Consider the following 22,664-nt stretch of genomic DNA (forward strand, 5'->3'; position numbering starts at 1 on the left):
TTTTAACTTCAGGGAATAGGTTCTGAGGTTTTCTTGCCCTGCTACTGTGCCACCCCATTGTTGTGGAATTGTTGAATGCGGCTGTCTTCCTGCTGATATGTCAGTAGATTTCCGGTCTCTGGACTTAGGGTTGCATCAGCCTTCGCACGGCCACCGCGTAGGTGGACTCGTACCGCCATGTGCCTTCCGGCAGGTCGGCGTACTGGACCGGACCGGAGGCTGTCACCCAGTCCGCTACCCGCCGAGGCGCATAGCGGACCTGGCACGAGGTCAGGTAGCCGATGCCGGGGACGATCGTCTGCCGTGTCCACGCCTCGCGCAACGCGACCCGGACCGCCTCGGCGAGCAGGGCGGCGTCGCGGTCCCCGTCGGGGTCCGGTGCGATGGACTGGATCTTTACGTCCGCCAGGTCCACGAACCGGTTGCCCTCATCGCTGTCGGGTGAGAAGTCCCGGCGGGCGATGACGACCGGCAACGGCTGTGGGTAGACGAACTGGGATTGGACTGCCACCCCCGGTAGGGCCTCGCGCAATAGCGCGAGGATCAGGTCCTCGACCGGCTCGCGCTCGACCAGGTCGCGCACATTTTCAGGGAGTCCGGCCATGTCAGCTCTTCTTCCGTTTGCGCTTCTTCTTCGGCCCCGGCTTCCTGCGGGCCTTGATCTTGAGCGGCTTCACGGTGTGCTTGATCGGGACATCCATGGCCTTGTGCAGGATGAACAGGCCATCGGTCTGCGGGTAGACGGTGCCGGTGTCGGGGTCCTTGTAGGCGGCGCGGCCGAACTCGATCGCAGCAGCGTACCGCTCGCCCCTTTCATCAGAGAGGACGAGGTAGTGGTCCACCTTCCCGGCTTCGGTTTGGAGTTCGGCGTGACCGTCGACGCGGTGCTCGATCAGCATCACGTCACCCCGGGCCTTCGCCGCGAAGACGTAGTCCCGCAGGGCCTCTTGCACGCCGTCGATCTGGCCGATGGTTTTCTCCAACTTGAGGTTCGTGTCCGGGACCCGCTGGTAGATATGGAGGTCGCCCATCAGGAGTTCACCCTCTCTCGGATCGTCACCGTCACGTGCGCGGTCGCTCTGGGCCCGCTGTAGCGGGCCGGAGGGGACTCCACGTCCCACAGCCGGCCACGCCATTTCAACCGCGCCCCGACCTCCAGGCCCTCATGGGGCTCGGTGCGCAGCGTGTAGAAGTTGATCAGGCTCTGGCCGGGGACTTCCATTCGTGAGCTGCGGTCGAAGGAGAACTGGCCTCGGATATCCACAGGGTTATCCACAGATGCCGCCAGGACCCGATGCCCCCGGCCGTCAACCGTTTCGACCACCGGATACAGGACCGCCGTCTCGCCGCGTCGGCGTTGATACGTCACCACGGCCCCCCACCCGAGTAATAGGGGAAGGGCTTCTCCCCGCCGGAGACCGGCACACGGCCGGTCTCCTCCACCGGTTGAGACCGCCACGCGATGACGGGGACGGAGGCGATCACACCCCGACCCGAAAGGGACCGCAGGAGACGCCGCTCCTCGGTGGTGAAGTCGAGCCCGCCCGCCTCGCCGGCCCACTCAACGACCTCATCCCCGGAGCGGGAACGGGAGTAGTCGGCCGGGTTGCGCAGGTACCGCGCCACCGCGCGGGCCACGAGATTCGCCGCCAACGGGGGCACCGTTCCCGGTTCCCAGGCCGCATGCCCGTACTCCCGCGCGAGAGCCGAGGCCTCATCGAGTGCCGCTTGGGCCATGTTCCGTTCCGTCGGATCTAGCGTCCAATCAAGACGCTGCTCGACGGCCACGAGACTTGCCAGCGGTGCTCTTTCCATCAGCGGTCTCCTTCGCTCCGGCCGACTGGACACTCACCGCCTGCGGGCCAGCGCTATCGGCGCGCGTCCCGAGGCCGGTGATCGCAGCCAGCTCGTCATCGGCTTCGGCCGAGCGCTTGCGGTCGGGGCGACCGTTCGCGCCGTCCGGCAGACTGTCGGTGCCATCGAGACGCAGTTCGATCGCGCGGATAAAGTGCTCGTGTTCGCCGACGAACGCCTGACCGGTCGCGTCGTCCACGCCGATAAGGATGTCATCGACATAACTGAACGACTGGTAGGTGTTGAAAATGCTGCGGTCCATGACGCGCGAGGAGTCGTAGTCCCTGATCCACCGCAGGGCAATCCCGTTGTGGCTGGCGGTCGCGCCGAAGGGCACCGACTGCGGCACATACGGTGCGCCCGTGGCGAAAATGTAGGCCGAATCGACCATGGCGATGGCCGTGTCCGGGTCCAGTTCGGGAGCGACGACGAAGTTGAAGCCGTACCGGCGCCCGAGGGTCGCCTCTCGCAGGGACGACACCGCTTCAGCCTCGCCCACATTCGAGGCCAGGTTCAGGCGCTCGTCCTCCAGGAGAGCGGCCTCCCAGTTCACGCCGCACAGGATCGTGCGGGGGCCATCGGGTACCTGTAGCTGGCGCATCGCCGCTCGTGCGCGGATGAGCCCCGATTTCAGGTTCTCCGTGGCGACGCCGAGGGTCACGGCGAAGGGGGTCTTGCGGACGTAGTCGACGGCCTTGCGCTCCAGGCCTCTGCCCAGCGCTTCGGTCTGCTTGCGCGAGAGCTTGGCCCAGCCGGTCATGTCGAACTCGGCCTGCTCGTCGGTCAGCTTGACCGCCGAGTACACGTCATCGCCGAAGGTGACGGCGATCTTGCGTTCACGGTAGGTGTCGAACTGGAGTTCCGTCGAGCGGTCGTTGCGCCACCCGTACGTGCGGTACGGAAGCACACCCTCGACGGTCACCGTGATCGCGTCGCCCTCAGAGCCTTTGTACTGTTCGATCCCTTCGCGCCGGAATACAGCCGGGAGGACCAGTTGCTGTTCCAGCAGGACCGCTGCCGTCGCCGCGACCTTTTCAGGCTTGACGACATCATGCGGGGTATAGCTCATATGAAGTTGTCCCTATTCAGTTGTGTCTAAAGTGGTTAGTAGCGAGACGCCCGCACCTGTCGGGCCAGCTCCACCGGGTCGAAGTCCGCGCCGCCCGCGCCGCCGTCCAGGCCGCCGCGCGGGTCCCCCGGCCCAGGCGCTACATAGCGGGCCAGCTCGAACGCGTGCGCCTCCAGTGCCTCGGAGTCGTCTCCGGCCAGCACCCGTGCCAGAGCCTCGGGAAGTGCGTGCTTCGCGGCGATCTGCGCTCGAGTCGCGGCTAGTTCGGCCGCTTGCTTGTCCGCCTCCAGGGCGGTCACCTTCGCCTCCAGCTCAGCCATCGCCGTACCGCGGGAATCCAGTTCCGTCTCCGTGGCACGGAGCTTGGTTCGGTAGTTCGCGGCCTCGCCTCGGGTCTTGTCGAGTTCTCGGCGTGCCCAAGTAGGGAGATCACTCTGATCAGAGGCTGAGCTGTCGTCGTTGGTCTCCGGTTCAACAGCAGGGGCCTCAGTGGTCGTCTCGTTCTCGGTGTTTTCGGTGTCCATCTCGCCTCCCGGACGATTCAGGTCAGAGCGGGCCCGGCCGCCGGGGCCGGCCACGCTCGTTTACGTATTCAGTTGTCACCGCGTTCAGCGGCGGTCTTCGCTGCTTCTCGCAGCGGCGCGTTGCGCTTGTCGATCCAGTTGCGCCACACTTGCCGGGCATCCGCGCCGGACTCCCCGCGCGTCACCGTCTGCCAGGCGTCCGCAAGCTCGCGGTTGGTCGTGAACTGGTCGGAGGTCTCGTATTCATCGGCGTCCCAGACCGGGACGGCGATACACCGGCATTTCCGGTGGTACTGGCTGCCGTCGTAGCCCTGCTGGTCGGGGCCTTCGCGGCTGCGGCCGGTCGCGGTCTTCTCCGAGCGGTACTTGAACTCCAGGCCCCTGCTGATGAGCATCGAGCAGAACCCGCAGGGCGTTCCCGTCTTCGAGACCCGCACCCACCCCAGCGCCGTCCGGTCCTGGCGTACAGCGTCGTGGATGAGGTCGCGGGCGCCGTCCATGGCGATCCGTTCGACCTCATCGGCCAACCAGTCCCCGAGGCCGTCGGGGTCCAGGTCGTCATCGTCGTTCACCTGGTCGAGGCGGCCGGTCAGGTAGTCAAGGGAGCGCTTGAGCCGTGCCTGCCAGAGTCGGGCGGCCAGAGAGCCGCCCGCGCCCCGGTCGAGGCCGAGCTTGCGATAGTCCTCGGCCATCTCGCCGGGCTCATACTCGCCGAGGGTGAGGCGGGCGAACATCTCGCGCAGCGTCCGGACCGTTACTGGGCTTGCGGGCCAACCGTCCGCCGGAGCAACACTGCCGACTGACATGGCCCGCAGCAGCTGGAAGTAGAGGATCGCCAGTCGGGCGGTCACTGAATAGGAGTTTCCCAGGACCGTGGCGACGATCCGCCGCTGCGTCTGGGCTGAAGGCACGGCCTCAGCGGTACGCCAAAGATTGAGCACCCCGGTGTGGGCGGCGAGACCGAGCCGGGTCAGCGTCTGGTGGTAGGCACGGGTGGCCTGCTCTCGTTCACGAACCGTCGTGGCCGGCATCAACACTCACCACCGCTCCGGTTGCCATAACATCGGTGGTGGCCGTGTTGACCAGTGCCGTCAGATCCTGCTGGTACTCGCTCTCGCGGGCGAGGCGGTCCCAGTAGGCGACCTCCCCACCCGTCGCGCCCGGTACCCTGTTCCACAAGCCCCGCTTGGGGATGCCGAGCCCGTCGGCCAGCTTCGCGAGGCCATCGGCAGACTGAGCCAGGGAAGTCTGCGACATATCCCGCCACAACACCTCCGCCGTATAGTCCCCCGCCTCCTCGTCACGGCCCTCCACGTCGGCCACCAGCCGGAACACCCGCTCCCACGATTCGCCGAACGAGTTCTGGAACTCCTCGGTCTTGCGCGTCAGAGCATTCTCTGCCGACTGCAAGGCTTCGGCCGAGAGGTTCGCGACCTCGCCGAGGATGTGGTGCGGCGGTACCTGGGAGATCGCCGCGAGGTGGCGGACGGAGGTCTCGATCGCGTCGAGAAACCCCTTGAGCGGGGTCGCGTCCAGCGACCCGAAGCGCACGTCCGGGTCCTCGGCGAACAAGAACCGGCGTCCGTTGTGGTTGATCGGCAACGGGACCGGCTGACCCTCGGCGTCGAGCACCGGCTCCCCTGTCTCGGGGTCGCGGCGGATCGGCGGGGCCATGCCGGTGGCATAGCGGACCTGCGTCGACTGGTACGTCTGCGTCAAGAGCAAGTCGAACAGCGTCTGGTTGATGCGGTCCTGGATCGGAATCGTCGGTTCGACCACGCCGGTCGTACGCCCATCCAAGTCCACGTAGGCCGCGAACCGGGTGACGGGGCACTCTGGTGCCCCGTGCCTGCGGGCGTTTGAGATTCGGATCGAGTCGGCGTCCCAGTTCGCTTTGAATGTCAGGTCCCAGGTCCAGGTGTGGTCCCACAGCCGGGCTCGGCCGGGGGTGTCCGTGCCGGGCCAGGAGGTCACCGTCATGGCCGCGATCGGCACCTCATCAGCGGACGGGTCGTCGAACACCGCCGCCGTCCTGAGAGGCGAGAGACCGCGGGTCCGCAATTTCCCGGCCTGGTCGGCCTCGGTGACCGTGAACGAGTGGCCGTAGGCGATGGCGGCGCGATGGACCGCCAACTGCCGGGCGTCCAGCCGGGAGTACTGCCAGTGCTCCCACTCCGCCTCCGCGAGGTCGGCCTCCGAACCGGCCCGGCGGATCGAGTCCACATATAGGGCTTGGGCCGGCGTCGCGACGAGGAGCGGAATCCAGTTCGAGACCGCCCTCCGAGCGAGGAGGCGGTACTCGGCGTCCGCGTCCTGCGGAATATACGGGTCGGCATGGATGCCACGCAGGTAGTCGTCAATCCGGCCGAGACGGTCGGAGTCGCCCTCCAGAATCTTCAGGAGAGTCTTCGCCAGGGGTTTCGACAAGGGGGCTTCACCGCCTCAAGGCGCGCTCGGCGCCCGCATTATTCAGTTATGTGTGATCAGGGGAAATGGGTAGAAAAAACCGGCCGGACTTCACGGGAGTCCGGCCGGTCAAGGGGTTGACGACCGCGCGCACAGTCACAACACACGAGGGGGCTCAAAGGCGGTCCCTTTGAACGCGCGGTCGCCGTCATGGCAATAAACCAATCCTGCCCGAGCACCCACGCGGTATCCAAGCGGTCAGTTAGAACTGTTATCAGTTGTTACCAGTAAGTAATAGATCGGGTATCGCCAGTCACGACATGCGTGTAGCGCAAAAGGGACTGTTTGGGCCAGAGGATAGGTGCGCTAGACAAAATACCCGCGTCCCGTCCGTTGCTTCTCGTTCACGCGGATGCGGAGGTCTTGCAGCGCCTCATGCGCCAGCATCAGGGCCGCGTAGGCGTCTACCTTCCGCTTGCTCTCGCGGTGCTCCTTGCCAAACGAGACGCCGTAGTTGTTGACGCGGCGGCGCGCGTTAAGCGCGTGCCGCCTCATGATCCGATCGCCGTCGTATCGCAACTGCCCGTTTAGGGCGGCGCTCATCAGCCGCTCGTGAGCGGCGGTCGAGCGCTTCAGTGAACCTCTCATGTCCCACGCGATCGGGTGCCGGCCCGAGGCTTTCACCACCAGGCCCTCGCCGATGTCGGCCGCCCACGAGTCGATATGGGACTCCCAGAGAGCCACGTCCGCGTAGAACGCCCGCACGTTGAAGGCGTCGAAAGCACTGCGCACGGCCGCGTCCACGGCCTCGCGCGGCACCGTCCACCCCTCGGCCTCGGGCCCGTCCGGGGCCTGCCAATAGCCGACGACGAACGCCGTCGCGTCGGAGACCCGAATGGCCACCAAGGCGGTGCCGTCGTCGGTCTTGCCTCCGTCGAAGCCAAGCACGATCTCGTCCCCAGCCTGAAGTTCGGTCTCGGTCTCGATTCGTGCCCAATCCGCTGGGGAGTACAGGGCCTCGTCGTCGGCAACGACCTGATTCAGCCACATCCGCCGCGACCGAGCCGGGCTGATCGTCGTGCTCAGAACCGACTTGATGATGGCCTCGATGTTCAACCAGACCGCATCGCCCCGGATCTGGGGCAGCACCACCCGCAGCGCCTCCGGCGTCAAAGGAGTCCGGGGATCGGCCTCCACCGAGTCATACATGAGCCCGGAGTCCAGGGCCAGGCCCTCGGCCTCCTTCTCGTAGGCTTCGCGCATCCGCTCGGCCACCGAGTCCTCGCCGGGCATGTAGGCGTTTGTGATCGCCAAAAACCGGCTGTCGGTTTTGGTGGTGTTGCCGTCCACGACCTCATGCATCTGATGGCCGTTGTTGCCCGATACCCAGTGATGCGTTTCATTGAGAATGGTGAATGTGGAGCGTCCGCCCTCAAGGGCTCGGTACGAGGACGTGACCGCCTCCAGGCGGAGGCGCCCGCCTCCGGCGCGAATCAGCTCCGCGCCCGGCTTCACGCCGTAGGTCTCGATGAACCGGTCCGACATGATCGCAGGGAACAGTGTCATGGTGTTGCGCGTCTGGGACTGGGAGACTGCCGCGACCTGTACCCAGGCGTTCGGGTGGGCCATTCCCACCGGGTCGCCCTCGGGCGTCCAGCCACAGAACCGCGATGGTCCGCACAACTCCACCAGACACAGCACCGCCGCCAGGGGATCTTTCCCCCAGCCCTTAAGACGTTGCAGCACCCCGGATCGGTGGACGAACCGGCCGTGCTCGTCGACGGCGTACCACCACAGCAGCCACCGCAGCTGCTCGGCGGTGAACTGCCAGGGTCCGCCCTGGTCCGAGTTCAGGAACTCGGCGCACCATCCGGCGATCTGCCACCCGAGCGTGCGCTCGGGCAACAGCCACGAACCATCGTCCATGTGGCTCCAGGTCGGGCCGAGGAACACCGGCTCCAGGCCGTCAATCACCTCTTTGGTGAGGGGTGCGGTCATGCGACATCTCCCTTCGCGACGAGCCAGTGCCCTTCCTCGGAAAGAAAAAGGGGCGGCGTTCTCGCGCCGCCCCTCACCCCTACCCAGAGAAGGAATACAGCTCACGTGCCAATCAGGTCGACTTAGCGCGAGCGAGTTCTCGCTCCAACTGGATGCGACCACCCTGCTTCTATCTCGAAATATTGGCGTGGTACGATGGGTAATCGGCTCGTGGCGGTCGAGTCGACATAATTAGAGGCTTGTATTCGAAAGCCTCGACTACATCACCGCCCAACAAGGAGAAACATATTTCTACTGGCAATGTGAAATGGTTCAACGCGGCCAAGGGCTTCGGTTTTGTCGAGCAGGACGATGGCGGTAGCGATGTCTTCGCCCACATCAGCAACTTCGCCGATTCCAACATGCGCGAACTCGTCGAGAATCAGAAGGTCGAGTTCGAGGTAGTCCGGGGCAATAAAGGACTACAAGCAGAGAACATCGTCGCTATTTAGTTCGATGGGCTGAAGCCTGTTTGCAGTGGTTCTTCACTGTGAACAGGCTTTTTTGCTGCCATGACTCTCACGTCATCTTGCCGAGTAGTTTCTTGTAGTTCTCGATCGCCGCTAGCGCCGGGGACTCCAACGGCGACTCCGGGACCTCCAGCTCGATGCGGACGCGGCGGCGGTCGCCCTCGGTCAGCAGAAGTGCCGTCATGGCCGAGTTGATCGCCGCGAGCATCTGCCCGCTACGCTTCTTCGACCGCTTGTAGTAGGACACGTCGTCGCAGATCGAGTACAGCACCGCCCAGTCCGAGGACTGGTACCAGGCCGACTGGCCCGAGGTCCGGGCCGCGTCCCACAACAGTCGGGCGATCGGATGCCACTCCGCGTCCGGCTCCGGGATCACCGCGGGAAGGGATTTCCCCTTCGCCGCCGGCCCCGCCGATTGGTCGACGCCTTTGCGTTCGCGGGGGCGGGCCAGTTCATCGTCCCGCGCCGGGACAGGTCCACGTGCGCCCATCAGCCATCACCCGCCTCGTCTATACCCAGCCTCCGGTGGCGAAATGCGCCGTCAACCAGACAGCCGCACACAGCAGAACAGCCCTCCGGGCCTGCACATGCCACGGCGGAGGCTCCTCGGCACGCTCCACAGCAAACCACTCCCACACATGCTCGGAGAACGTGTCGCCCTTCTCCCGGCGCACCAGCGCCGCCAGCTCCAACGCCCCGAACGCAGTCATCAGTACAAGCCATGCGACCTCCCACGAATCCACGATTTGAGCCCTCCAACCAACCCGCCCCACCGAGGGGGCGCACCAACTATCGACACGACACCCGAAGACAGGCCCGATCACGCCGGGGGGCGGTACCCGGCCAACTTAGGGGCCAAGCACCTGCAATGTCATAAGCCAATAAGCCCGGGATGCCGCTCGGCCCGCTTGAACCGGGTGGCCGTCCGGCGGCGTTGCGCCGCACGAGCCCGGCCACCCTCCGAGCTGGACTTCTTGCGGTGGTGCCAGGAGCACAGTGCCCGCAGGTTCCCGAGACGATGGTCCGAGCCGGGTTGGATATGGTCCACGTCCGTCGCCCGTTCCCGGCAACGCTCGCCGTAGTCGTCGACATGGCGGCACCACCACCCATCCCGGCGAAGGACCGCCGGGCGCCGGTAGGTGAACCAGTCGCCCGGAAGCTCTTCGCGCCGGCCACTGCTATTCCACGCCACCGCCCACCCCCTCAGGATCGGGGTGGGGTTTGGGGTCGATCGCGCTCCAGCGGAACAAGCGACGCAGGATCGTCTCCGCCTGCAATGGCACAACGCTGTTGCCCAACAGCCGGAACTGGGCCGTCTGCGATAGGCCCGGCACGTCGGTCACCCAGCCGTCGCCAAAACCCATCATCCACTCGATCAGGCGGGGGTTGAGGACGCGTTTCCCTCGTAGGACAGCAGAAGGGTCCGGAGCCGGGCGACCAATGACCCTCTCCCACTGGGCGATCGTGTCACGGTATCTTCCAGGCCAAAAGCCAGACCCAGAACCACCACCGACAGCGGCGGGAACCGCATCCGCTTTCCCTCCGGCAACTTGTCGCGTCGCGCGATCCACGAGAACGGGTTCGTGTCGCTCCGTGTCGCCGTCGGCGTCGGCAGCAGAGGCCGGTCGGGATCGGTCACGTCCGAGGACGAAAATGCGTTCCCTCCGGTGGGGTGCGCCGAACTCGTCGGCGCCCAGGCAGATCCACTGCGCGTCATACCCCAACGCGGCCAGATCCGCCACAAGGACCTGAAACGCAGAGGGTCGACGACCATCCACCGTGCCTTCTGCGCGTCCCATGACCCGAACATGTCCATCCGCACTCAGCAACCCCCTGACGTTCTCGATCACCACGAATCCAGGTCGCAGCGCTTCGACGGCGCGGACCATCTCGCCCCACAGCCCCGACCGGGTGCCCTCGGCGATCCCCGCCCGAGCCCCAGCGACGCTTACGTCCTGGCAGGGAAACCCGCCAGCGATCACGTCCACCGGCTCTGCGCCGGCCCAGTCGATCTCTCGCACGTTCCCCAGATTCGGGACCTCGGGGAAGCGATGAGCGAGGACCATCGAGGCGCGGGAGTCGTTCTCCGCGCACCAGGCCGTCTCCGCCTCCACGGCGGCGGCCAGGCCCAGATCGAGGCCCGCGATACCGGTGAAGAGGGAGCCGATGCGCAGCATGGGCACCACCACCGTCCAGGCCGATAGGCAGGCCCGAGGGCCGTTTAACGTCTTAAATGAGGCCGGGGCCGGCGGTTTCCCGCCGACCCCTCTGAGACCCAGTGCGCTCACAGTCCGATGTAGCTATTCAGTTGTAGTCCAGCTCCTCGTCACCGACGCCAGTAAAGCAGCGAAGCCGCCCCACCGGGGGCGGCTTCTGCTCGATATTCAGTTGTAGTGAGATCGCGTGGCGACTGGTCTCGTTCGCCTCTGATTCCATTATAAAACACCGGGTCAAACCGAGAACGACCGGAAATGCAAGGGGGTCAACGGAAAATGGCCCCTGGCATTGCTGAGGGTACTTCTCGATATCCCTGCTTTACAGCCCCAATTCCACCACAAGAGAGTGACAATGACCATGGGAAGGTGCGCCCCAAGGCCTGCAAAAATACTTGCTCCGGCAGAAGATACGGCCGACGTAATCCTCCAAACCCATATGCGAAAAAGGCAGACACTCCGATTGCCCAAACTGATGAAAATTCTGCAAAAGCAGGTCGTTCTTTCCGTATTTCCCTATGGTGATATCACCAATCCTTCAGTCTGCATGATGGGAGCATTCATGAACAGTGCACACATAATCAAGAGATTCGCGATCTCAATATTGGCAGTACTCGCGTTTGGGGCAGCCCCTGCGGCTGCTGCGACTGCTTCACCGGATGACGCGACGGTGAGCGTCGAGGTTTCGACTTGTGAATCCGGAGATGAAAGGTGCGAGGACAAGCTGCCTACCTGCGCTGCAATGGCATCCCTCTGCTCAAGCGAAATCTACAAGACTCTCATGCAGGAGCAATGTCCAAAAACCTGTAACTGGTGTGGCGAGAACTAGATCGCCCTGAAGTGACCGTTAGGACCGAGAGGCTTTGGGGCCGCGCCGCTCCAGCGGCGGCGGGCCCGAGAGGCAACGGCAGAAAGCTCAGCTCTTAGGCTTATGTCTAAGACCGAAGACCTAGGAGCGAAAGAAGGGCAGCCCTGCAGGGCTGCCCTTCAACCTGGGTCCTTTAGCCCAATCCCCATTGGGCTCAGGCTCGGTGTCTTCACCGTCGGCCATTGATCACTGGTGACGAAGCCGTTGACCGATGCGCGCTGCGCTGCCGCCCCGGAGGGGGCGGCGCTCCGCGCTCAGCGATGGTCGAGGGGCGATGTCGATAGTAATAAATGGCCTTCGGCCAAGCCTAATGCAGGATCGGCAACTGTCAAGGAAAAGTGATGATCCTCGCTCATGCAATTTCTTGGGGTGCAGGTCAATGCCCCCGAGACATTTCACTGATCGCCGTCGATAAATCCGCGAGAGCCAAGGCTCCGTTGTTGTTTCGTTATCATGATCGCGACTCTGTGCTACCGGACGGTATGCTCGCTCCATGAGCAATCCCTCGACTCATCACCCCGCCGTTCCCCAACCTCGCGACCCCGCGATGCCGCCGATCGCCGCCGCCCTCACAGGGTTGTGGGGCCTCGCATTGACCGCCTACGTCGCCGGGGCCGGATACCTGTGCTGGCGCATCGCCTCCGTACTCGCCGGGAGTTCGGAACCCGTATTCGATGGGCCGGCGATAGGGCTCGCCGTCAGCGGCGCCGCCAACCTCGCCGTCCTCACTGTCGCCACTGCCCGCGCGTGGGGCCGCGCCGAGGAGCCGCGACACCGGCGGCGAATCATCAAGGCCGGCATCTTCGGTCTCGTCGCTCCAGTCCTCGCGACCGTCGTCGCCATCGCTGTGTGGGCGATGATCTGGATCTCCATGGTCGTCGTGTTCAGGCCGGGTCCCTGACCTGGCCTCGCAGGAGGTCTTCGTGGCCGACTCGTGCGCTGTTAATTGGGCTGGCTCGAAAGTATTGTGACAGTCTGTCATGAACCGATATCATCAGTCCATGGCGCACCCTCATCCTCGGCGGCAGGGGCCGCTCTCCCCGATCTATCATCCCCGGCAGCGCATTCGCATCCGGGCGCACACACCCGAACTTGTATCCGCCTCCGCCCGGGTCGAACCGCTGACAGAAACTCCGGCCCAGGCCTCGGTACAGACCGAGAAGCCTCCCCAACATCGAGAACTCGAATCAGGCTTCGCAATTCCTGCGAGGCGGCGTGTTCAGAGCATCGGTCAAAATGTCTTCGCCATCCTGGCTATCTCCTATCTCATGGTCGTCAGCGCCGCCGGAGTCTTCTTGGCCGAAGGAGGCTACAACGGCGTCGATGTTCCGCGCGGAGACGGCCCCCTATGGGCCTACAAGGTGGGCGTGGTTGCCTTTTACCTCTGGTCCTACGTCTATCCCCTGGCCGCCGCCGTCGCCGCATGGATCGGCCGCTGGCGTCGGATCGCTTCGGCCTGCCTCGGGCTCCTAGCCGTGGGAGCCATAGTCACCATGGCCGCCACCGGCAGCTTGACTCCGTTCGTCTGGCACAGCGCATCCTAGCTATCGCCCAGCGCATTCGGACCGAAGTCGTTGCAGTTCAAGGCAAAAGAAGAGCCCCGACAAATCCGTGGATTTGCCGGGGCGATAAGGTGTTGCTTAGCTACAAGAAACAACCTAGGGTTCCACGGTACCAGGTGAACCGTGTCCGGAGTGCGCCGAGAGCCGGGTTATGGCGTGGGAGACGCATCGAGAACTCCCTGATCAAACGTCCCCGTCGCCGGTCGGGTCCCTCAGAAGGTAACCACCGAGTGTAATGGAGCAGGTGACCGCGAGGCGTTGCCCGCCCCCTTCTGGGGCGGGTGCAAGGCAGGCCCAGTCTCCGGCGTGCAGAGCGCCGGGCATGTCCGTACCGTGGCCGCTGAAATCAGTCCCATACCCCGTTCCGGGAGTCCCTGGTCGACCTCTATCTTCAGCTCGGCGTGCCGAGAGTTGCCTGCATATCCCGCCCTGACAGACGCTTAACTACGTCTGTGGCGTGTGTGCGACCGACCGAACCGACGGCCGACGGGAACCAACCCGCCACGTCTCACCTCGTCCCCGCTCCTACGAGCGATCAACAATACCCCTGTACTGGGGTTTTGTATTTTTGATCGTCGTAGGGGCGAGGGCTCCCTTCCCTCGCCTCAAGCCTCAAGGAACCCCTTGCGACTGCTCGGCGAGACCTGGGAGTTACTGAACGTGACTGGCCAGGGTGAGAGAAGAGGGCCCCCGCGAGCAATGACGTCAAGAGCGCGGGAGCCCAGTATCCCCCTGTAGGCCAGTGCCCCACAGTCGCTATGAGGCAGAAAGACACTGACCGTGCTCACTACTATACGCAACAACCTGAACATTATCGTCGCCACCGTCGTCTCGGCCGTGACCGCCTGGATCAGCTTCAGCCACATCATCGAGACCGCCATCAAATACGGCCAGTCCCCGAGCTTGGCCTACTGCTACCCCGTGGCGGTGGACGGAATGGTCGTGGCCGGCGCGCTCTACCTCAACCACGCCTCGAAGACCAAGCGCCGAGTCGCCTACCTCGCGTTCGCGCTCGGGATCTTCATCTCCCTGGCCTGCAACATGGCCGTGGCCGAATTCTCGATAGGCGCCCAGGCCGTAGCCGCCATCCCCGCCATCTCGCTACTCGTGGTGTTCGAGCTGATCCGTCCCGAGCCCGCCGAGGAAACTGAAGAGGCCGGCGGCAGCGTGGATCATCCGGACGTAGCTGCCACCACCGGCCCTGTTCAGGGAATCGTCGTGCCGCGGCAGGCGATCTGCGGCCACCACGTCCCGACTGCGGCCCTCTGGCGCCCCGCCGCCACATCAAACACGGAGAAGACCACACCTGAAATGGATCTCAGACGGGCGGCGGGACAACCCCAGACTACGGAGAATCCGTCTGATACGAATGTAATTGCCGAGACGGAAATAGAACGATCCCGGCACGCAATTAAGAATTGCGAGACCGAAGAAAATGATGTGGTGGAATTGCGGCCCCGCGGCTCGGCCACCGAACTTCAGGCAATGGCCATCGCCTACCTGAAGGCCAACCCGGAGGCCACCGACGTAGACATGGCAGCCCACCTTGGCCGCGCCACACGAACCGGCCGCCGATATCTGGCCAAAGCACGCAAAGCTATGGCCGCCAACACCAGTGATAACCACAATGCGGCCACTGAAGTGATGCACGTGGCCACCAGACAGTTATCGCACGTGGGCGGCCACGAGATCTACTGCGTTCACACCTCTGCAACACTGGCTCCTCGCTGTCGGCCAGCACCGTCGGGGGCGTCGACCGACAGCGAGGAGAGTCGTCTCAACGGCTGATCACCGGTCAGCGGCTGTACATGGCGATGTCGCCAGCGTGGGCGGGATCGGCGCTCCTGCCGCACATCTTCTTTCTGTTATCCGGAATGCTGTAGCTGTAGGACTTCTCCTGCCCGAAACCGGATTTGGAACCCAGATTGATGTCGATAATGCCGAGCATCTTCAGCCCACCGGAGCGGCTAAAGGACTTTCCTCTGGAGCTGTTGCGAGTCCAAGTGCCCTCTGCGACGTTGGCGCAGTTGGTGTACTTCGGGACACTGTTGAGGTTGACGGTCTTCGTCCCGCCGGTCTCCTCTATGACCCTCCACACGTACTGCCTGAGTATCGGATAGCACCTGTCGTTGAACTCTGAGTAGTAAATCCGTTCATACAGGCCGTTAACGACTTCGATCTGGTACTCACGCGCCTTGTTGGTGTAGGGGAACGACTGGCCCCAACTGGCCTTGCGCTTCACGTTTCCACTGGCCTTGAAGTCCACATACTTCGAGGCGCTAATGCCGACACCGAAGGAGGTGGAATGGGATCTGCTCGACGAGTAGACCATCCTGGCCTTGGCGTCAGGGTCGGACTGGTCGGGGTACGTACGTCCAACAGCGGCCCAGGCTTTCCTGGACTCCAGGTGCCGCTCCCTTATCCGTCGGCAGGGGAACATACTTGAAGATCCGACCGCGTCGGTCGACGAGGGCATGACCCCAGATTCGATGAGGCCCGGGCCTTCCTGTTCGGTCAACGTGAGGGACGGGGTTTCCGGCACGGAATTGGCCGCGAAGCCCTTGGGCGCCAACTCCTCGGAGGCGTCGGCCCAGAGCCCGTTGTCCTGCGCAGTCAGGGACATTTCAGCCGACAGCACCCGAGGCTGTTCACCGGGAACGATCGCCGTGAACGACAGGTCAACCTGCCCATCGTCAATATAGCGCTTCGGAATATCCTTTCTGTCCAGATAGATCCGAAACTGGCGCTCGTCGACCTCGACAGCGCCCTGAGGAAGCGGGAACATCTCGACGTCATCACCTGTTTTAAGCTCTGCGTAGCGCTCCTGTTCAGGGAGGAGAACCGCAGTAATCTGAGCCTGTTCCAGGTCGACCTGTGCCTGGCCTTCGACGGCCAGGCCACCGTCGAAGCCCTGTGCCTTGGCGCTGGCTTCAGCAGGACTGAGGCCCATGAGAGTGAGCACAGCCGCAAGAGAAAAGACTATGGGCATCCGCCATGACAATCTCCGTTCGCCACCGAGGACCGAAGATTCCGGGGTATCCGTCATCTGGGTTCCTTTCTCAGTTGAGGGGTCATGGCCACAGAAGCCACACACGGACGACAGCGACCAATCTGGCGCTGACATGCGTATTAGCCTGCACTGCAACCAAAACCGATAATTTGAATCTTAAATACCATAATTGCCCCCGGGCGGACTGTCAATGCCTCGATACGAGAGACCCGGTCGCGCTGCACGAACCGGCCGCCGCTACCTGGCCAAAGTGCGAAAGGCCCTGGCCATGGTGGAGTCCAATGGGCAGGCGACCGACCGGTAGCCGGACTTAGTGGCCACCAGCGAATAGCGTGGCCACTAGGTGACCACGTCCTTCAGGGCTTGGTCATCCGCTCAGGCCGCCTAGCGCGCGATTGCCTGATCACACGGCCAGAGCCCTGTTTCGCGGGCGACTTGTCGAAAGCACGAAGGAAATCCCTCAACTGGTCAAACGCGTCAGGTTGAAGGTGGTACCAGCGCTGTTGCCCCTCGGGGCGGGACCCCACAACGCCGGCCTTGCGCAATTGCTTCAAGTGCTTGGAAACGCTGGGCTGACTCGTCTGCACCGACCGAGTCAGCTCGTTGACGGTGGCTTCTCCGTTCATCAGCTCCCTTACGATACTCAAGCGCAAGGGCTCGCTAAGGGCCTGAAACAGGAGAGCGGGCATAGGCGTCTCGGGCATGGGCACTTCCGATCGTCGGGTCCTTGAGGCAGTCATGGGCGTGACTATGCAGCCCATCATAAGGAACAACGACACGGCATGACCAGTACTTCGCTGCGCGGTACCTCGATCGCTGGCGATATTTGCTGGAATAGCTATGGAAGCCAGGTGCGCTCGATTTGACCTGCTCGTTTAGACTGGAGCGAGAACGCAGCCCTTCGACCATATTTTCCCTGGTCGAGGGGCTTCCTGTTTATGCAGGTCAGCGGGTTGGAAACCGTGGCGGACCCTCAGCTGCTACGACGTGGCGGTAGACTCACACAGCGTTACGGGGTCATACCCCCGCCCCACCCCCTCCCACCTGGTCATTCCTGCCGTGACCTGCGCAAACATCGCTCGTTCACCTCGTCCTCGACTCGCTTCAAACGCCTGTTACCGCTGGTCAAGGCCGTTATTCCCGTGCATTGGCCTGCTGTCCGCTGTCCGCTGCCTGCTGCCTGCTGCCTGCTGCCACTGGCCGTGGCCGCTGCTCGTTGGCCTCTCCTCCGCGCGCGTGTGGCGCGCACGGGCGTTCCCCTTGTGGCCGTGGCCGTGGCCGTGGCTGTGCGTGCTTGTGGCCGTTGGCCATGGGCGTGGCCATCGTCGGCCGTGCGCGTGGCCGTGCGCGCTCCTATGTGGCCGTTGTGGCGGCCGTGGGCCACTGGCCTAGCCGTGGCCGTCCGTGTGGCCGTTGGCCGTCCTGTGGCCACGGTGGGCGGCCGGTGGCCATTGCGCGTGTGGCCGTGGCCGTCCGGAGTGGCCGCGCGTGTCTGTCCGATGGGGTCGTTTGGCCGCAATTCTCGAATACGTTGGGCGATCCCTTTATCGCCCAATCAATTCGACGCCCCGAATTTCCTGCGGAATTGCGAAAAGTCGACCCCCCCTAATTGCGCCGGAATTGTCGGTGCGCTTTAATTGAGTCATGCCAAACGGGGCAGGCGGAAACGTCAAAGCCCCTGGGGCACAACGGGACACGGCGCGGCCGAGCGTCAGCACCTCCCACGGGGGACGGGCTACCGAGGTCGACACCAGCTGTAGCGCACGGGGAACCGTCGCGACGGCCGCCGGGACCGGGACGGCTCCGCAGGCATGGATAACGGACACGTAGGCACACCACGTCAGGCCTCTGCCGCTCAGGCGGCGGGGGTTCGGGAATGGTCGGCGAGGTCTCTTTCACCACACCAAACTCCTTCGGGAGGGGGCTCCCCTGCGCTCGACGCAGGTCAGGGGGTCGTAGAGGCGAGAACGACGGCACTGCCCCTGGCGCGTGACCCAGGCCGCTAATTGTCCCACACAGTGTGATTGAACGTCTTTGCAGGTCAAAACCATAGACAATCAACTAGCCACATTGGAGGCAGTCTCAATGAACGTGCAGAGCCTGAAAAGCGGCGCACCCGTATGGGTGCAGGAGCTTTGGGACGTAGAAGGTCATCAGGGCCTTATGCGGCAGGTCGAAGAGGCCGCAGAGGAGCTTGACTACCCGCTCGGATATATGAGCGAGGGCGAAGCGAGCACCTACGCGAACCAGTCGACCGAATATGACCTGGTGTTCTACCGGGTTCAAGATGAGGATCTGCGATGGGTGGAATGGACATGGTCCACGGACACCATCCTGCAGATTCTCGCCTGGATGGAGGAGGACGACTACACGGGCCATGATTCGTTCTGGCTCGGCTGAACGTCCTCGATAGACGGTGAGCAGGTGGTAACGACACCTGCTCACCAGCACAAATACACCAAACAGAAAAGAGTGATTGTCGTGCAAGACCAGCGTACCCTGTCCGAGATCGCTGCCGAGATCGAGGCCGAGTGGACGAACGTCAAGGATGCGGCGCGGCCGTACCTCGATGCCATGGCCGCCTTGCAATCGGTGGGCGACTCGTACGGGTTCGAATCGGGCACGGGTGTCGTGCTGTACTTCCTCGCCAACGCTGGAGGTTGGCGCGGTGAAGTCGCACGCCGTGTGAAGGCCGAGCTTAAGGCGATGGTCGCCTAGCAACGCGGAACGGTGGCGGGCTCCATGCCCGCCACCTGCGCAGACAATCGCTCACAACATGAGAGTGAGTGCTATGACCAGCAATTTCGATACTCCGGTTACTGAATCCGAACGCGCGGAAATGCTTGAGGAGATCTACTGGCTGGAGGTCCCGGCCGTCGACATGGACGACCCTCGCCTGAGGGTAGCTGTGTCTGTTGTCGGTGGCGGGGTGATCGGCCGGGAGTATACGGCTGCGACGTGGGAATACGCGCTCGTGGTGGATACGGACCGCTCGCCTGACTGGTATTTCCAGGGGACCCGCCTGAACGGGCCCTGGTCTCCGATCGGTCATCACGATATGGCCGTGTCGTTCTGCAAGTCCCTCGCACTCATCGGCGAGGACTGGACGCAGGACATCCTCCCGGTGATGCGGGAGTTCTACCGCGTGAAGTACGGCGAGGTGAACTGTGAGTTTCTGTCGTCGATTCATACCCGTCTGGCGGCCGTCGCCGAGGAGTCCGAGGCCCAGTAGGGGGTCTGTCGGTCATATCCGGGAAGAGGTGTGGCCGGCGGTGCCCAGATTGGGCGGTGGACGGGTGGTGACGCACCCGCCCACCAGTGCAAACACTTACGTGAAAGGTATTGCAATGACGATGGTACCAACCGTGAAACTCCTTGAGGACCTCCCGACCGACGCTCGTCTAGGCGGACCGTCGAGCCCTGGGGGCTGGTATGTGGACCAGTGGGAGAACCATGTCCAATACCTGCGCGAATGCCTCGGAATGGAGGACTGCAAGTGCTGCGACGGGACGTGCGAGAACCTGTGGGACCAGGACGAGGTGGACTTGGGCGAGTTCGAGCTCACCGTCCTGTCGTGGACGGACTATACGCCCGGCGGACACTACGACCGAGCCAATGCGTGTTGGCTCGATGACAAGTTCGGCGACTACCTCGACGCCGACCGCGACGAAAAAGGTTCGGTGACGATCACCCTTAGCGGGGAGATCCCGCATGAGCTGTATGAGGCGCTGACCCGCGACATGGACTATCCGCTCTACGACGACGAATACCTGTCTGACCTGGAGCACAGCGTTCAGGAATCGGACTGGTACCAGTGGGGATGCGCGGACTTCGAACGCGAGCTGCGCAAGCTCGGCGACGACTTCGAGACCTTCCTCGACGATCTCGATTCCAAGTTCAAGCTTGAGGACTATCTCGCGGACCGGTTCACGGCCGCTCATGAGGCAATCGGCCTTGACTACCACATGACCTGTTCGGACTCCGGGAGTTGGTCGAACTTCGATGCGGCGGTGGAGCACGCCGCGAGGGAGATCCGCACCCAGCTTCCCGTGGCGTAGTCCGGTAGGGGGTCTGTCGGCCATACCCGGGGAACGGGTGTGGCCGGCGGTGCCCTGATCGGGCAGGACATCGAGTCACGAAAGAGAGCCCCATGGAAGAGACCACCAAGAACGCCGAGGAGATCGCGGCCTGGTTCCCGGACGGGAGCCTTGGTGCTGAGATCGCTGGAGTCTGTCAGCGGTCCTGGTACATCTACGAGTGCGACAACATGTGGGCCACTGAGCTTGAAGAACTCGAACCGGAGGACATCACGCAAGGCCGAATTTGGGTGGGGGTCCCTGGCTCCATAACCTCCGAGTGGAACGAGACCGGAGACGACGCTATCCGCCGGTTCGAGGCGAACGTGACAGCGTGGCAGAACATGCCCGCGATCATCAAGCCCACTGACCCCGACGATGCCGGGATGTTCATGGACGCCTGCCGGAAGTTCGACAGTAGCGCTGTGACGCATTGGAGACGAGCGCACGCCGATGAATGCGGCTGCGACTCGGAGTAATAGACCCGTTGGAGGTGAGCGGCGAGGCAACGCCGCTCACCCAGAAACCAACTTCCCACAGTTACGAAGAAAGGTGGAGTCCCATCTTGACACAGAAGAATCCCAACAGCATTGACGTGCCGTTGCATTCGGTGGACGGGTTCACAGTCCCCGCCTACCTCCCCGCGAAGATCGCGATGGCGACGACGGACGGCTACCCGTCGGTGTGGGGACGTGTCCCGCGTGACCTGAAGATCATCGCGGTCGCCTCCCAGCACGGCGACGAGAAGACGGGCAAGGCCCGTTACCTGTGGCGCCGCTCCGTGTTCGCCGAGATCAACACGGCCAAGGGCGCGTTGCATCCGACCGGACGGCGCGGCCCTGAGGCGGCGCTCGTCTGGCGTCCCCCGGTGCGGTGGTCCCCGGCGCACTGGTGCCTGCTGCCCGCGATGTACACGCCGAAGGGTATCCATATCGTCGCACCGGGGACGACGGCCGCGAACGGCCTGATCGTCGCTCCAGAGTTCCCCGCGTGGACTCAGCTGATCGCACAGCCGGTCGTGCGAGCCCTGGACGCTCCCCTGTCGAAGGTCCATTACCAGCCGCTACTGGACCGGATGTAGTCCACGAACGCGGGGCCAGCCGTGAGTTGGCCCCGCGCCCCCACTTCACCTTTCCCCATTATTGAACACAAGGAGATTCACCATGCTTACTTTCTCTCTCCCTGGCCAGAGAATCCACGACGTCATGGCGGCCGTCGACGAGTTGCCGGGCGATCCGGTCGTCACCGAGGTCAACGGCCAGAAACTGACAATAACGATGCTCACCACGCCGAAGCGCTGGAGCTGGGCTGCTGAACAGGTCCAACGGCACCCGTCCTACTACATGGAGGCAGAGGACTTCGACGTGACGCCGCACCCTCGGCACGGCCTTGAACTGTGGCACCTCACTTGCTACAAGGCCTCCCCCGAGGAGGTCGCGGACTACAATCCGGCAGCCCAGTTCATGGACAACGCCCTCCGGCCGTGCTCGTATCCCGAGGAGAACGTGCATTACGGGAACGTCGTGATCGGCGTTGGAGGGTTCGACGGCGAGGTGGTCGTCAAGGGCATGAACCGCGACCAGCTCCGCACGGTGCTACAACCCTGGGTCGTGATCGGCGGCGAACAGATCGAGATCCGCGAAGCCGACGCGTAACCCAAACCCGCTCGGGGGAGCCCCGAGGCTCCCCCGAGCCCTGTACATCACTAATCAATCAACGAACGAAAGGGCTGGCCATGACCAGTAAACCGACCGATATGCCCCCAAGCTTGACCGAGACTCTGACCCTCTCGGTCGGGCTCCAACAGCTGGGCTACGCCAAGCGCGGCGACAGGCCCCACCCCTCACCGGAACGCCTAGCGGAGCTGGCCGAGATCATCGGCACGAAAGGAGACGCGCTGCTCTACCCGTCCAAGACCAAGGGCCGCACCGCTCACGTGTTCAACGCAGTGGCCGAGGCGATCACGATCATGTCGTACCAGCCGGGCGGCGTGGACTTCGGCCACCTCCACTTCTGCGAAGAGGGAGGCACGCAACGCCTGGACAGTCTCAAATGCACTTGCAAGGCCGAACCGGAAACGTTCGACGTGGAGACGGAAGTGCAGGCGATACTGCGCATGGAAGGACGGCCGATCGTCTCGGAGGTCTCCGACGAGGGCATGACCATCACGATGGTCAACGAGCCTCTGGGCATCGACTTCATTACTGCTCAGGTAGCGGAACATCCGTCCTACGCGAAGCCTGCGCAGGGGTACCGCCAAGTTGAATGCGGAGACTCAGGGATCGCCCTGTGGTGGATGTACGACGAGAGCGACAGCCCCGAAGAGTTCGCAGACGTGAACACCAATGCAACAGAACTCTCGATCATCCTGCAGAAGCCACACTTCAGTGAAATGGAGGAAACCTGCGGCAACATCCTCATCGGCATGAACCACAACGGTACCGGCCAATGGGTCGACGGCCTCAGCGGGCGCCAGCTCCGCCGAATACTCCAGGCGTGGAAGATGTTCTGTCGGGGCTCGATCACCGTCGTGCCCGTCGCTAAGGACTAGCCCGCGCGGGTCGACAAGAACGGT

At 63.5% G+C, this 22,664-nt stretch carries 27 protein-coding genes; 13 read left to right on the forward strand and 14 right to left on the reverse strand.

The window, feature by feature from the left end; translation table 11 throughout:
• Positions 1–124 precede the first annotated feature (124 nt).
• The 9 genes from ACFTE1_RS16240 to ACFTE1_RS16280 all read right to left on the reverse strand — a co-directional run bounded on the left by ACFTE1_RS16240 (position 125) and on the right by ACFTE1_RS16280 (position 7,851).
• Positions 125–604, reverse strand: coding sequence for a hypothetical protein (locus ACFTE1_RS16240; protein WP_380621443.1), 480 nt, complete (start codon positions 602–604; stop codon positions 125–127).
• Between the two features lies 1 nt (position 605).
• On the reverse strand, positions 606–1,031 hold the full coding sequence (locus ACFTE1_RS16245; RefSeq protein WP_380621445.1) for a DUF5403 family protein: 426 nt from the start codon (positions 1,029–1,031) through the stop codon (positions 606–608).
• The gene (locus ACFTE1_RS16250) at positions 1,031–1,264 is read right to left on the reverse strand and encodes a phage head-tail adapter protein (RefSeq protein ID WP_380621447.1); all 234 of its coding nucleotides are present in this window, start codon (positions 1,262–1,264) and stop codon (positions 1,031–1,033) included. The genes ACFTE1_RS16245 and ACFTE1_RS16250 overlap by 1 nt, the downstream gene beginning before the upstream one ends.
• A gap of 101 nt (positions 1,265–1,365) precedes the next feature.
• Complete coding sequence (locus tag ACFTE1_RS16255; RefSeq protein ID WP_380621449.1) at positions 1,366–1,737, reverse strand: hypothetical protein; 372 nt, start codon at positions 1,735–1,737, stop codon at positions 1,366–1,368.
• A 28-nt stretch (positions 1,738–1,765) separates the two neighbouring features.
• A complete protein-coding gene (locus tag ACFTE1_RS16260; RefSeq protein WP_380621451.1) occupies positions 1,766–2,923 on the reverse strand; it encodes a phage major capsid protein in 1,158 nt (385 codons plus the stop codon).
• A gap of 35 nt (positions 2,924–2,958) precedes the next feature.
• On the reverse strand, positions 2,959–3,447 hold the full coding sequence (locus ACFTE1_RS16265; protein WP_380621453.1) for a hypothetical protein: 489 nt from the start codon (positions 3,445–3,447) through the stop codon (positions 2,959–2,961).
• 68 nt (positions 3,448–3,515) lie between these two features.
• Complete coding sequence (locus ACFTE1_RS16270; protein ID WP_380621455.1) at positions 3,516–4,478, reverse strand: VG15 protein; 963 nt, start codon at positions 4,476–4,478, stop codon at positions 3,516–3,518.
• A complete protein-coding gene (locus ACFTE1_RS16275) occupies positions 4,456–5,874 on the reverse strand; it encodes a phage portal protein (RefSeq protein WP_380621457.1) in 1,419 nt (472 codons plus the stop codon). The genes ACFTE1_RS16270 and ACFTE1_RS16275 overlap by 23 nt, the downstream gene beginning before the upstream one ends.
• A 345-nt stretch (positions 5,875–6,219) precedes the next feature.
• Positions 6,220–7,851 carry a terminase gene (locus tag ACFTE1_RS16280; protein WP_380621458.1) on the reverse strand — a complete coding sequence of 544 codons (1,632 nt, stop codon included), beginning with the start codon at positions 7,849–7,851 and terminating at the stop codon, positions 6,220–6,222.
• A 287-nt stretch (positions 7,852–8,138) separates the two neighbouring features.
• Between ACFTE1_RS16280 and ACFTE1_RS16285 the strand changes: the two genes are divergently transcribed.
• Positions 8,139–8,342 carry a cold-shock protein gene (locus ACFTE1_RS16285; RefSeq protein ID WP_380621711.1) on the forward strand — a complete coding sequence of 68 codons (204 nt, stop codon included), beginning with the start codon at positions 8,139–8,141 and terminating at the stop codon, positions 8,340–8,342.
• Between the two features lie 67 nt (positions 8,343–8,409).
• Here the strand turns inward: ACFTE1_RS16285 and ACFTE1_RS16290 are convergent, their stop codons facing one another.
• The 3 genes from ACFTE1_RS16290 to ACFTE1_RS16300 form a co-directional block, all read right to left on the reverse strand.
• Positions 8,410–8,850, reverse strand: a complete 441-nt coding sequence (locus ACFTE1_RS16290) for a phage terminase small subunit (protein ID WP_380621460.1) — start codon at positions 8,848–8,850, stop codon at positions 8,410–8,412.
• 19 nt (positions 8,851–8,869) lie between these two features.
• Positions 8,870–9,103: a hypothetical protein gene (locus ACFTE1_RS16295; protein ID WP_380621462.1), complete on the reverse strand. Its 234-nt coding sequence runs from the start codon at positions 9,101–9,103 to the stop codon at positions 8,870–8,872.
• A gap of 435 nt (positions 9,104–9,538) precedes the next feature.
• A complete protein-coding gene (locus ACFTE1_RS16300) occupies positions 9,539–10,537 on the reverse strand; it encodes a DNA cytosine methyltransferase (protein ID WP_380621464.1) in 999 nt (332 codons plus the stop codon).
• A 385-nt stretch (positions 10,538–10,922) separates the two neighbouring features.
• On the opposite strand from ACFTE1_RS16300, the gene ACFTE1_RS16305 reads away from it, so the two are divergent.
• The 4 genes from ACFTE1_RS16305 to ACFTE1_RS16320 all read left to right on the forward strand — a co-directional run bounded on the left by ACFTE1_RS16305 (position 10,923) and on the right by ACFTE1_RS16320 (position 14,791).
• A complete protein-coding gene (locus ACFTE1_RS16305) occupies positions 10,923–11,402 on the forward strand; it encodes a ShKT domain-containing protein (protein WP_380621466.1) in 480 nt (159 codons plus the stop codon).
• Between the two features lie 532 nt (positions 11,403–11,934).
• Positions 11,935–12,342, forward strand: coding sequence for a hypothetical protein (locus ACFTE1_RS16310; protein ID WP_380621468.1), 408 nt, complete (start codon positions 11,935–11,937; stop codon positions 12,340–12,342).
• Positions 12,343–12,442: 100 nt separating this feature from the next.
• Positions 12,443–12,985: a hypothetical protein gene (locus ACFTE1_RS16315; protein ID WP_380621469.1), complete on the forward strand. Its 543-nt coding sequence runs from the start codon at positions 12,443–12,445 to the stop codon at positions 12,983–12,985.
• Positions 12,986–13,783: 798 nt separating this feature from the next.
• Positions 13,784–14,791: a DUF2637 domain-containing protein gene (locus ACFTE1_RS16320; protein WP_380621471.1), complete on the forward strand. Its 1,008-nt coding sequence runs from the start codon at positions 13,784–13,786 to the stop codon at positions 14,789–14,791.
• Between the two features lie 7 nt (positions 14,792–14,798).
• Here ACFTE1_RS16320 and ACFTE1_RS16325 read toward each other — a convergent pair whose 3' ends face one another.
• Positions 14,799–16,049 (reverse strand): hypothetical protein, encoded by a 1,251-nt coding sequence (locus ACFTE1_RS16325; RefSeq protein ID WP_380621473.1) that lies wholly within the window; start codon positions 16,047–16,049, stop codon positions 14,799–14,801.
• 320 nt (positions 16,050–16,369) lie between these two features.
• Complete coding sequence (locus ACFTE1_RS16330) at positions 16,370–16,777, reverse strand: ArsR/SmtB family transcription factor (protein ID WP_380621713.1); 408 nt, start codon at positions 16,775–16,777, stop codon at positions 16,370–16,372.
• 1,321 nt (positions 16,778–18,098) lie between these two features.
• Between ACFTE1_RS16330 and ACFTE1_RS16335 the strand changes: the two genes are divergently transcribed.
• From ACFTE1_RS16335 to ACFTE1_RS16370, 8 genes are all read left to right on the forward strand, one after another.
• A complete protein-coding gene (locus ACFTE1_RS16335; protein ID WP_380621475.1) occupies positions 18,099–18,413 on the forward strand; it encodes a hypothetical protein in 315 nt (104 codons plus the stop codon).
• Between the two features lie 81 nt (positions 18,414–18,494).
• Positions 18,495–18,731 carry a hypothetical protein gene (locus ACFTE1_RS16340; RefSeq protein ID WP_380621477.1) on the forward strand — a complete coding sequence of 79 codons (237 nt, stop codon included), beginning with the start codon at positions 18,495–18,497 and terminating at the stop codon, positions 18,729–18,731.
• A 73-nt stretch (positions 18,732–18,804) separates the two neighbouring features.
• A complete protein-coding gene (locus tag ACFTE1_RS16345; protein WP_380621479.1) occupies positions 18,805–19,245 on the forward strand; it encodes a hypothetical protein in 441 nt (146 codons plus the stop codon).
• Positions 19,246–19,360: 115 nt separating this feature from the next.
• Positions 19,361–20,071: a hypothetical protein gene (locus ACFTE1_RS16350; RefSeq protein WP_380621481.1), complete on the forward strand. Its 711-nt coding sequence runs from the start codon at positions 19,361–19,363 to the stop codon at positions 20,069–20,071.
• A gap of 92 nt (positions 20,072–20,163) precedes the next feature.
• Entirely contained in the window at positions 20,164–20,568 is a 405-nt protein-coding gene (locus tag ACFTE1_RS16355; protein WP_380621483.1) for a hypothetical protein, read from the forward strand.
• Between the two features lie 86 nt (positions 20,569–20,654).
• Positions 20,655–21,170, forward strand: coding sequence for a hypothetical protein (locus ACFTE1_RS16360; protein WP_380621485.1), 516 nt, complete (start codon positions 20,655–20,657; stop codon positions 21,168–21,170).
• Positions 21,171–21,252: 82 nt separating this feature from the next.
• Positions 21,253–21,744, forward strand: coding sequence for a hypothetical protein (locus tag ACFTE1_RS16365; protein ID WP_380621487.1), 492 nt, complete (start codon positions 21,253–21,255; stop codon positions 21,742–21,744).
• 113 nt (positions 21,745–21,857) lie between these two features.
• On the forward strand, positions 21,858–22,640 hold the full coding sequence (locus tag ACFTE1_RS16370) for a hypothetical protein (RefSeq protein WP_380621489.1): 783 nt from the start codon (positions 21,858–21,860) through the stop codon (positions 22,638–22,640).
• Positions 22,641–22,664 lie beyond the last annotated feature (24 nt).

Origin of the sequence: Salininema proteolyticum (genome assembly GCF_042685645.1) — a bacterium.
Classification (GTDB): Bacteria; Actinomycetota; Actinomycetes; order Mycobacteriales; family Micromonosporaceae; genus Salininema; species Salininema proteolyticum.

What these genes read in the sequence shown, in the direction of transcription:
- ACFTE1_RS16330 (WP_380621713.1), bottom strand. Translation starts at nt 16,777, where the DNA reads ATGATGGGCTGCATAGTCACGCCCATGACTGCCTCAAGGACCCGACGA.
- ACFTE1_RS16265 (WP_380621453.1), bottom strand. Translation starts at nt 3,447, where the DNA reads ATGGACACCGAAAACACCGAGAACGAGACGACCACTGAGGCCCCTGCT.
- ACFTE1_RS16245 (WP_380621445.1), bottom strand. Translation starts at nt 1,031, where the DNA reads ATGGGCGACCTCCATATCTACCAGCGGGTCCCGGACACGAACCTCAAG.
- ACFTE1_RS16240 (WP_380621443.1), bottom strand. Translation starts at nt 604, where the DNA reads ATGGCCGGACTCCCTGAAAATGTGCGCGACCTGGTCGAGCGCGAGCCG.
- ACFTE1_RS16325 (WP_380621473.1), bottom strand. Translation starts at nt 16,049, where the DNA reads ATGACGGATACCCCGGAATCTTCGGTCCTCGGTGGCGAACGGAGATTG.
- ACFTE1_RS16300 (WP_380621464.1), bottom strand. Translation starts at nt 10,537, where the DNA reads ATGCTGCGCATCGGCTCCCTCTTCACCGGTATCGCGGGCCTCGATCTG.
- ACFTE1_RS16270 (WP_380621455.1), bottom strand. Translation starts at nt 4,478, where the DNA reads ATGCCGGCCACGACGGTTCGTGAACGAGAGCAGGCCACCCGTGCCTAC.
- ACFTE1_RS16345 (WP_380621479.1), top strand. Translation starts at nt 18,805, where the DNA reads ATGACCAGCAATTTCGATACTCCGGTTACTGAATCCGAACGCGCGGAA.
- ACFTE1_RS16290 (WP_380621460.1), bottom strand. Translation starts at nt 8,850, where the DNA reads ATGGGCGCACGTGGACCTGTCCCGGCGCGGGACGATGAACTGGCCCGC.
- ACFTE1_RS16280 (WP_380621458.1), bottom strand. Translation starts at nt 7,851, where the DNA reads ATGACCGCACCCCTCACCAAAGAGGTGATTGACGGCCTGGAGCCGGTG.
- ACFTE1_RS16310 (WP_380621468.1), top strand. Translation starts at nt 11,935, where the DNA reads ATGAGCAATCCCTCGACTCATCACCCCGCCGTTCCCCAACCTCGCGAC.
- ACFTE1_RS16335 (WP_380621475.1), top strand. Translation starts at nt 18,099, where the DNA reads ATGAACGTGCAGAGCCTGAAAAGCGGCGCACCCGTATGGGTGCAGGAG.
- ACFTE1_RS16255 (WP_380621449.1), bottom strand. Translation starts at nt 1,737, where the DNA reads ATGGCCCAAGCGGCACTCGATGAGGCCTCGGCTCTCGCGCGGGAGTAC.
- ACFTE1_RS16355 (WP_380621483.1), top strand. Translation starts at nt 20,164, where the DNA reads ATGGAAGAGACCACCAAGAACGCCGAGGAGATCGCGGCCTGGTTCCCG.
- ACFTE1_RS16365 (WP_380621487.1), top strand. Translation starts at nt 21,253, where the DNA reads ATGCTTACTTTCTCTCTCCCTGGCCAGAGAATCCACGACGTCATGGCG.
- ACFTE1_RS16350 (WP_380621481.1), top strand. Translation starts at nt 19,361, where the DNA reads ATGACGATGGTACCAACCGTGAAACTCCTTGAGGACCTCCCGACCGAC.
- ACFTE1_RS16260 (WP_380621451.1), bottom strand. Translation starts at nt 2,923, where the DNA reads ATGAGCTATACCCCGCATGATGTCGTCAAGCCTGAAAAGGTCGCGGCG.
- ACFTE1_RS16315 (WP_380621469.1), top strand. Translation starts at nt 12,443, where the DNA reads ATGGCGCACCCTCATCCTCGGCGGCAGGGGCCGCTCTCCCCGATCTAT.